At 60.9% G+C, this 8,793-nt stretch carries 5 protein-coding genes and 3 pseudogenes; 5 read left to right on the plus strand and 3 right to left on the minus strand.

Annotated elements, in window-relative coordinates:
* Positions 1-219: 219 nt before the first annotated feature.
* A pseudogene (locus AKN84_RS51035) lies at positions 220-572 on the minus strand (ATP-binding protein).
* Between the two features lie 429 nt (positions 573-1,001).
* On the opposite strand from AKN84_RS51035, the gene AKN84_RS40065 reads away from it, so the two are divergent.
* On the plus strand, positions 1,002-1,577 hold the full coding sequence (locus AKN84_RS40065; protein WP_050425875.1) for a PCC domain-containing protein: 576 nt from the start codon (positions 1,002-1,004) through the stop codon (positions 1,575-1,577).
* Between the two features lie 772 nt (positions 1,578-2,349).
* Positions 2,350-2,793 carry a GlcG/HbpS family heme-binding protein gene (locus tag AKN84_RS40070; RefSeq protein ID WP_244485742.1) on the plus strand — a complete coding sequence of 148 codons (444 nt, stop codon included), beginning with the start codon at positions 2,350-2,352 and terminating at the stop codon, positions 2,791-2,793.
* A gap of 751 nt (positions 2,794-3,544) precedes the next feature.
* Here the strand turns inward: AKN84_RS40070 and AKN84_RS48605 are convergent.
* Positions 3,545-4,019 (minus strand): annotated as a pseudogene (locus tag AKN84_RS48605) (ATP-binding protein); the annotation flags it as partial.
* Between the two features lie 519 nt (positions 4,020-4,538).
* Between AKN84_RS48605 and tnpB the strand changes: the two are divergent.
* Positions 4,539-4,853 carry an IS66 family insertion sequence element accessory protein TnpB gene (gene tnpB, locus AKN84_RS40080; protein ID WP_128971586.1) on the plus strand — a complete coding sequence of 105 codons (315 nt, stop codon included), beginning with the start codon at positions 4,539-4,541 and terminating at the stop codon, positions 4,851-4,853.
* Between the two features lie 72 nt (positions 4,854-4,925).
* Here tnpB and istA read toward each other — a convergent pair.
* Positions 4,926-6,247: pseudogene (gene istA, locus AKN84_RS40085) on the minus strand (IS21 family transposase); the annotation flags it as partial.
* Positions 6,248-6,801: 554 nt separating this feature from the next.
* Between istA and AKN84_RS47620 the strand changes: the two are divergent.
* Both AKN84_RS47620 and AKN84_RS40090 read left to right on the plus strand, forming a co-directional pair.
* Positions 6,802-6,942 (plus strand): hypothetical protein, encoded by a 141-nt coding sequence (locus AKN84_RS47620; protein WP_157863393.1) that lies wholly within the window; start codon positions 6,802-6,804, stop codon positions 6,940-6,942.
* A gap of 496 nt (positions 6,943-7,438) precedes the next feature.
* Positions 7,439-8,380, plus strand: coding sequence for an extracellular solute-binding protein (locus tag AKN84_RS40090; protein WP_050425878.1), 942 nt, complete (start codon positions 7,439-7,441; stop codon positions 8,378-8,380).
* The last annotated feature ends 413 nt before the right edge of the window (positions 8,381-8,793 follow it).

Genomic DNA, 8,793 nt, shown 5'->3' on the forward strand with positions numbered 1-8,793 from the left:
CCCTCGCGTTGTCCGAGCGCAGCGGCACATCCACAGCGGCACTGGCTCAGGCCTTTCAACTAGGTTCGCGGGTTCGCCGCAGGCTCTCGCCGTTGAGGTCGATCGGTGGCGTTATGGGCCGGGCGGTCGAGGACCGGCATCGGCGTAGGTGGGGTCGCCGATCAGCACGTGCCATTGGTCGACGCGGGGCTGGCCGGTGACGATGGTGGAGCGGCGGGTCTAGCGGTCCTCTAGGATCTCCAGGAGGTCGTGGCGGGCCGCGGCGTCGAGCGGCTCGAGGCCCCAGTCGTCAAGGATGAGCAGATCGACACGGCCCAACGCACGCAGCAGACGCGGGTGGCGGCCGTCGCCGCGCGCCAAGGCCAAATCACTGAACAGCCGCGGGACGCGCTGATAAAGCATGGAGCGATTGTCGCGCGGCAGGCCTTGTTTCCGAGCGCCGAAGCGGGCCAGCTCTTGCCGACGCCGGACGGGCCACAGATCAAAAGGTTGGCGCGCTCGTCGATCCATTGGTCTTCGACCAGTATCGTCAAGAGGCTGCGGTCAGGGCCCCGCGGGGCGCGATAGTCGATGTCCTCGACGCAGCCTGCTGGCGCAGCTTGGCATACTGCAGCCGCTTCGACAGTCGCTTGCCGCGTCGCAGCAACGCTTCACGTTCGAGCAGCAGCGCAAGCCATGGCGCTGTGGACGTGACGAATGGCAGCGAGTTCGAAACCCGGCTTAGCGGAAATTTTGCGAAACCTCTGTGCCTCCTCGGACTTCCGACACACTCGTGAAGAGGTCATGCACCTGATGGTGTGAATCTGGAGGTGACACTTGATCCACAAAGCTCGTATTCTCCTGCCAAAGTGAAGAATTTCGTCCCCGCCGCTCGCCGCATTGCTGAAATTCGGCTACGGAATTCCATATATACAGCACAACCTAACGTCTGGACCGCCAAGGAGAGTCTCTAAGGAAAAGAATCGTCCCTGCGATTTATGTCAAGCAAAACGGAGAGTCACATGAAGAGGCCGATGCGCAGTGGAAAGGTCGAGGAGGTCATCTACGCTCGATTGAACCGGGGCGAAGACCTTCTTCGAGCCCTTTGGGACATCTGCAGACAAAACGATGTCAAGACAGGTGTTCTTCTGGACGCGACAGGCGCGATGGACACCATCAGGATTCAGAAGTTCCCGCACATGCCACAGGAGGCGCGGGGGGATTACCTTGGGATTGACTTCGTTCAGGTCCCGGGGCCGCTCGAAGTGAGCGCCCATGGCCTTATCGGGATGGGGTGGGTCCCGGACAAGTCTTCGACCCCGCCGCTCGCTTTTACACGTGGCGGCGGCCACACGGGCTTCGGCGCCGGGGGTTGGGAGGGGCACGAAACCCCCTATTGCCATGTCCATATCACGGCCTCGAGCGCGTCGCAGACGGTCTGTGGGCACCTCATGGAAGGATCATACACGGCGACCGACGAGAAAGGCGAGATGAACCCGCATTCCCACTTCTCGGTCGTTATCGCGAAGGTCTCGGGGGTTATCTTGAGGGCGACCTATGACGAGACGGGCTTCTATCATGACATCATACCGGCATAGGCAGAACCGGCGTCCTGATCTTCAGCGCAGCGGGAAGCTCGAGATCGAACGATTCACCGCCAGCGGTTTGGTGACCCGGACCGTCTGGCCGAGTTCGCCCCTGTTCGGCGTCCGTCTCGTATGCCGGCGGGCCGTGAAAGTGGAGGGCGCGCGGGCCTCTAGGCGGAGACGCCGCGGACGGCCGCCTGGGGTCGCGACGCGCGAGAACGACGAGTGAGACCCGCTCTAAAAGCCTCGCCCGCTTTCATCGTGGCGGCGTTCCTTTTGTAGCCTAAAGCCGAAATCATCAACGCTGCCGCTGCATCGGCGCAGTCGACTTTTAGTGGAGGTGGGCATGCGGCGTTCTACATCAGACCGGGGCGCCTGGCGTCATGACAAGGCCTGCTCTCCACAGGCGATCGCGGTCGTTCGCGAGTAGGTGGATCGCTAATCGTCGTAAACTCAATCGGAGAAGTTGCGCCAAATGCTGGACGTCTAGCGACTGTTCGATCTGCCACGAATTGATGTTTAGCCGACCGATCTACGGCACGGCGGATCTGTCCGATAGAGAAAACTTGTCAACGAAGTATCGCACCTGGTCGATGAAGGTCGGGTTCGGACCACGACGACCCGCCGCATACAATCGTTGCTGCTAATCTAAGAAAGGCGCATGAGATGATCGAAGGCGGCACGACCAAGGCAAAGATAGTGCTCGGAGGGTTCGGATCACAAGCTTGAACAGCAGCGAAGATATGCCGGAACGGAATACGTTCGGTCGAAAATGGAGACTTCAATGAGCATGACGACAAAGACAATTCCTGCGGCCTTTATCAATCGAGAGGCAGCGGTCGCGTTGATTGACGCCGCCCGTGCCGCCGCTCATCGGATAGGTTTTGAAGCCGCTATTGCAGTCACCGATGCGACCGGCAGCCTCCGCGCGTTCCAGCGGACGGACGGCGCGTCGATTTTGGCGGCGGAAGTGGCTATCGACAAGGCCTGGACGGCATCATCATCTGGTTTCGCGACACATGTCTGGAACGACTGCGTCACTTCCGATCCGAAACTCGCTCCCCTTATCCCCCGTCCCCGGATGGTCGCAGTCGGCGGCGGCTACCCGATCATCGAGAACGGAAAGCTGATTGGTGGGATAGGAATATCGGGCGGCAACTACCGGCAGGATCAGGAAGCCGCGGTTGCTGCCCTCCAAGAATTGGGGTTCGAAGTCGCCTCCGCATGAGCGGCTTTTGAAACGCGGAAGCCATGGCGTTGCAACTCGCCTGCCTCCTCCTAGAGATACGAGGAGGAGTAAACAACATGAAGAACGCTACAACAAATCTGGTCATTGCTTCGGCGGCCGCTGCGAGCGCGTAGGCGCAACGCGAGTCGGCAAGGCGGAGAGTCGGATCGCGTAGTCCGCCGCGCAGCGCGTCGCGCGGAGGTTCTTAAGCGCGGAGAAGATGTGTGTTCGTAGTCAACAGCGGCGACCATTTGACAAGACCCCTTGCCGAGCAATCAGTAACGCGTGAGAGTGTGACGCTAGCTCGTATCTCAGTTAATTCTCAAGGCTCCTATATGATGGATACGGTTGGCAAATAAGCTAAGGCCGAGATCGCGATGATCAAAGTTGCCATTCCGAAAAATAACTGCGACCGTGATCCACTGCGCTATCCGGGCTTTGGCGGTGGAGCATGAGCAACGCTGACGGCTGCTTATGCGACCGCGAGGCTGCTGCGGCTTGCAAATCGGCCGGGGTCGAAGAAATTCTTGACGGTCTTGTCTGTGGCGACCAGGAGACAATCTCCCTCTGCAGATCTCGCCCGGGGCGCGAGTCGTTCTGGCTGCTTAGTTTCTGGCATCGGCGAAGTCGCGAGGTCAATCTTGAATCGTGGCTGGAACGACTTGTTTTCTGATGCGCCTGTGGGCAACGCTGTGGGGTTGTCTAAGCGCAGCGGCATGTCCACAGTTCCACTTGCTCTGGTCTTGCGGCTGGGTTTACGGCTTCGCCACATGCTCTCCCCCGAGAGATCGATCCGATGGGCGTTATGGATCATGCGGTCGAGCACGGCGTCGGCGTAGGTGGAGTCGCCAATCGGCGCGTGTCATTGATCGACGGGAAGCTGGCTGGTGACGACGGTGGAGCGGTCCTCGAGGATCTCCAGGAGATCGTGACGGGCCGCGGCGTCGAGCGGCTCGAGCCCCCAGTCGTCGAGGATGAGGAGATCGACGCGGCCGATCGCGCGCAGGAGGCGGGGGTGGCGGCCGGCGCCACGGGCCAAAGCGAGATCGGTGCACTATCGCGGGACGCGCTGATAGAGCACGGAACGGTTGTCGCGGCAGGCCTTATTGCGGAGCGCCGAGGCGAGCCAGCTCTTGCCGACATCGGATGGTCCGCAGGATCAGCAGGTTGGTGTGGTGGGCGATCCAGCCGCCTTCGACTAGCATTGCCAGAAGGCTGCGGTCCAGAGAAGGCGTCGTTCCGCTCCCACCTTTTCGGGGCAGATGGGATAGGCGAGTTCACGATCTCTTTGAAGGGGTCGTTTTGTGTCTATGTTTGACCATACGCTTAAGTCGGATGTAACGGCGCCGGCTGGAAGTGATCACGGGACGACGTCGTTGGTTCGCCAAGGCCGACAAGGCGCGGATTGTCGAGGAGACGCTGGTACCAGGCGGCCGTTTCCGAGATTGTCCGGCGACACGGGTTGGCCCCACAACAAGTATTGACTTGGCGCCGGCAAGCGCGGCGGCAGCCGGCGCCGATGGCTAACGATCCGCAGTTTGTGCCTGCGGTGGTAGACGCCATGGCGCCGGTCGCGGTTGACCGTGAGCGCAAGACAGCGCGACGGAAGGCCAAGCCGGATGTTGGAGCATCGAGATTGAAGCTGAAGGCGTCACTATCCGGGGCGGCCAAGGCGCGGACGTGGCGATGATTGCGGCCATCGTCCATGCGTTGAAGGCAAGCCGGTGATCGGGCCCGTCCGGGTGATGGTGGCAACCGAGCCAGTCGACTTCCGCAAGGGAATGGAAGGGCTTGCTATGTTGGTACGCGAGCACATAAAGGCCGATCCGTTCTCGGGCGCTGTTTGTGTGTTCCGTGCGAAGCGCGCGGACCGGATCAAGCTGGCCTTCTGGGATGGTACGGGTTTGTGCCTATTCGCGAAGCGGCTCGAGGAAGGCGTCTTCCGCTGGCCGAAAATGATGCGTTTGTCGGCGGTGGAATTGTCGGCACTGCTTGAAGGGCTTGATTGGCGGCGTGTCTATGCGGCACGGGAGACGGTCGCCCCGAGGCAAGCCGGATGATTGTGGGCCGCACTGCGGCGAAGTGAATCAGGGGCATCGAGTTCGTCGTCAGGCGGGCGCGAATATGCTCCGACCGAGGCAAGCGCGGTAGCCCTGTTCGGATGCGTGCGAGGATCAGATCGCACAGCGCCGCGGCGGCAGGTCCGATCGTGGCGGCATCCTTGCGGATGCGCTCGATGGTCCAGCCGGCGTAGCTCCGATGACTGGACGCCATGTGCTCCGGCACGGTGGTGTGCTTGTGGTTGCCGCCCATGCGCTGATGCGCGGCGACCCGCTCGCTTGTGGAAAATCTCGACGGTGCGTGCGGTGACGCGCACCTCGACCTCGGCGCGGACGAAGCGATGCGGGACGCTGTGGTAGTGCGCCTCGACCTCGACGTGATAGTCGATGCTGACCCGGCAGATCCGCCACTCGGCGAACACGTAAGGGCTCTGCGGCAAGGCCTTCAGTGCCGGCCGGTCGATCTCCTCCAATAGCTTGCGGCGGGTGATGCCGAGCCGCCGGATCGGCCGCTCCTCGTTGAGCCGAGTCATTAACTCGGCGATCGCCGCGTTGACCTCGGCGAGGCTCTGGAAGATGCGGTGGCGCAGCCGTCCGAGCAGCCAGCGCTCGACCATGAGGACCGCCTGCTCGACCTTGGCCTTGTCCCGTGCCCGCCGTGGCCTGGCCGGCAGAATGGCGGTGCCGTAATGCGTCGCCATGTCGGCGTAGCTGCGGTTGATCTGCGAATCGTAGAGGCAGGCCTTGATCACCGCGACCTTGGTGCTGTCCGGCACCAAGAGCGCCGGCACGCCGCCGATCGCCACGAAGGCGCCGACGTGGCCGCTGATCCAGTCGGCGAGCCCCTGCGTCCAGGTCGCCTGCGCGTAGGTGAAGCTCGATGCGCCGAGCACCGCGACGAAGATCTGCGCGGCGCGCCGATCGCCGGTGAACCGGTCGATCACCACCGGCACGCCGTCGCCGGCATAGTCGACGAACAGCTTGTCGCCGGCTGCATGCGACTGGCGCATCGTCACCGACAGCCGGCCTTCCCAGGCGCGGTAAAGCTCACAGAACCGCGAATAGCGATACCCGCCGGGTTCGCCCGCGATGTACTCCTCCCACAGGACCGACAGCGTCACGTGCTTGCGCTTGAGCTCGCGATGCACCGACGCCCAGTCCGGCTCGGCCTGCCGGCGATGGCCCCGCCGGGTGCCGGGACCGGCTCCGGCGAACAGTCGGGCCTCCAGCACCGTGTCGGTGACGTCGTCTGGCAACAGCCAGGTCAGCCCCGCCGCCTCGAACCGGCGGATCGTCAACCGCACCGTCGAAGGGGCTGTCCCCACCCGCCGCGCAATCTCGCGGGTCGGCATCCCGGCCGACTTCAATCTGATCACATCGCGCACATGGCGCATCGCAAACCTCTCCATCGGCATCCAAGTCCCCCTTCGAAAGCCGAAAGGCGGGACTGTATCGGAGCCAGAAGGCCACGTCACCCCGGGCGGCATGATCCCGGAATGGTGGGCGACATCGAGCGGAATCAGCACTCCCCGCCGCTCGGCGATTAGTCTCTACGCGACCCGCTCTCATAACTGGTCTCGGCGCAACGCAACCTCGGCTTCAACGAAGATGATGAATTTTCAAGGCAAGCTGCACAATACCGCTCACACCGTAAAGCAACAGGGTTGCGGAGCTCGCTCAGTCGCGCATCCAGGTCGAGCAAACGGTGCTGAGGTCGTGACCGCCCTTAACACCGTCAACGCGCAGATCAGAATCGCCCGCGGCGGGCACATCGGCAACACTGAACTTATATTCTGCCGCATGCCGATATGTCCGCTTCTTTGGTCGCGCGATGCAATGTCGGATCAGCACTGAAAAATTCCGACAACAGCTTCGTTCTCGAATACGGCCGGACACCGCTTCGCGGTGCGATGAAATTCGGCATCAGAATTGACGGCGGCGCCGCGTCGTGATCACGCGATTCGACGATCCGATGCTGGAAAAGGTGACCGCATGGGCGCCGCATCGTGACAAGGTCGTCGACCGCATGGTGCAGGAGCTGACAGATCATCCGCGGGTGACGACAAGCCTGCGTTCCTGCACTTCGTGATCGGCCATCCACGTTTCCGCACGAACGACTATACGGTTAGACTCGTCGGCCGCATCCCTGCAGCGCGCCCTGCTGCGGAGCGCTTTGCGTCGCCGTCACGGGCGGAACTCTTGACTAGATCACGGCGTTTTTTGACGTTGCAGTTAAGGCTCCTAAGCCGACGACGTTTGCAAAATCGTAGGCGAGAATTGGCTTCGTTCGGCGCGTGACGGCGTGGACAGGGCTGCGTTTGCTGGATCTGTAGAGCAGGCAGCCGCGCTGCGCAGCTAGCTTCACGAAAATGCCGAGCGACTATGATGCGCCAGTTTCTTGGCAGCTATCGCGTCGTTCCGTATCAATCAGATTGGAACGGTATACCGAAGCCTAGATGATGCAGTAAACTCCTAAGTACAACGGAGAAGCTGCAGAATTGGGGAGTATTTGGAGAAATTCTGCGCGATGTCTTTGATAAGAAGGACTGCTCTTTGCATTGCAAGAACGACGGGGAGGAATATTCATGAACAGGCTCATCTCAACAGTCTCACGCCGCTGCTTCCTTGCCGGCGCCGCCAGCGTTCTTGCGGCGCCGATAGTGATCCGGCCCTCGCGTGCCGTGGCCAATTCCAATTTGGTGACGATGGTGGCGTGGGGCGGGACCTATCAGGACGTGCTGGAGCGAACCGTGGTTACTCCCTTTTCTGAGGAGACGGGGATCAAAGTTAACATGATCCCTGCGCCAGACCTTGCTAAAATTAAAGCTATGTTGCTCACGGGCAATGTCGAATGGGATCTTTATACTAACACCGGCGCGCGTTTAGCTTCTGGATCCAAGCAGGGCTTTTGGGAAAAGCTGGATCCTTCGATCCTTGAGCTCAAGGATTTGGCGGTGGCGCCGGCAAGCGACTACATCGCGAATGAAATTTTCACCTCTGGCATAGCGTGGGATCCAAAGAAATACGACTCGGGGAAACATCCGGTGAACTTTGCCGAATTCTTCGACGTGAACAGCTTTCCGGGGCGTCGCGGCATGCGCCCGTTACCTGACGGGACTCTGGAGATAGCGCTCCTTGCCGATGGTGTGGCGCCGAAGGATATGTATCCTGTCGACGTGAACCGCGCGTTCAAGGTGCTTGACCGAGTAAAGTCGCGTACCGTATGGCCGCCTACGACTCCTCAAACGGTCTCCCTCGTGCAAACCGGCGAGGTCGACTTCGGCTGGACCGTCGCCGCTCGCGCCAAGGCGACAACCGGGCCCGGCGGTGGAGTGCCCTTGGCGTTCTCTTTCGAACAAAATGTGTTTGCCACCAGTGGCTATGCGGTGGTCAAGGGCGCGCCGAACAAAAAAAAACGCTATGCAGCTTATCGCGTATATGATGCGCCCAGAAGTTCAGGTGCGCCTCGAGGATCAAGTGGGCAATACGCCGACGTCGAAGCAAGCGGCGTCGATGTTGTCGGCTGACGCCCGCAAGTGGCAGCCAGATCTAAGTAACCCCCACAGTCTCATGATCAGTAGCGAGTACTGGGCAGAAAACTACGAGGCGGTGTCACGTCGTTTCAAGGAGTGGATAATGGCCTGATTGGTTCTTTCGCTTTCGAGGTGGCTTCATTCGGTCTGCCGGGCATGATGTTTCATCGCTGCTGCCACGGCTCGGACCGCTGATGAACCGAATAACCAGCACGCAGGCTATATTCATATCGCTCGCGATATTGAGGTCGCGATTGTCCTCCCATCTCTTTTGTACGTTCTCCATACGAACGTCGATGGAGTTGCCCTATCGTTGACGTCGTGCGACAGCGACGGGCAATTTAGTCATACGAACGTTGACACGACGTTTCGTTATTGCCGCGGGAGCGATGTTACCGTTTCCACTA

The organism is Bradyrhizobium tropiciagri (assembly GCF_001189845.1).
Taxonomy (GTDB): domain Bacteria; phylum Pseudomonadota; class Alphaproteobacteria; order Rhizobiales; family Xanthobacteraceae; genus Bradyrhizobium; species Bradyrhizobium tropiciagri.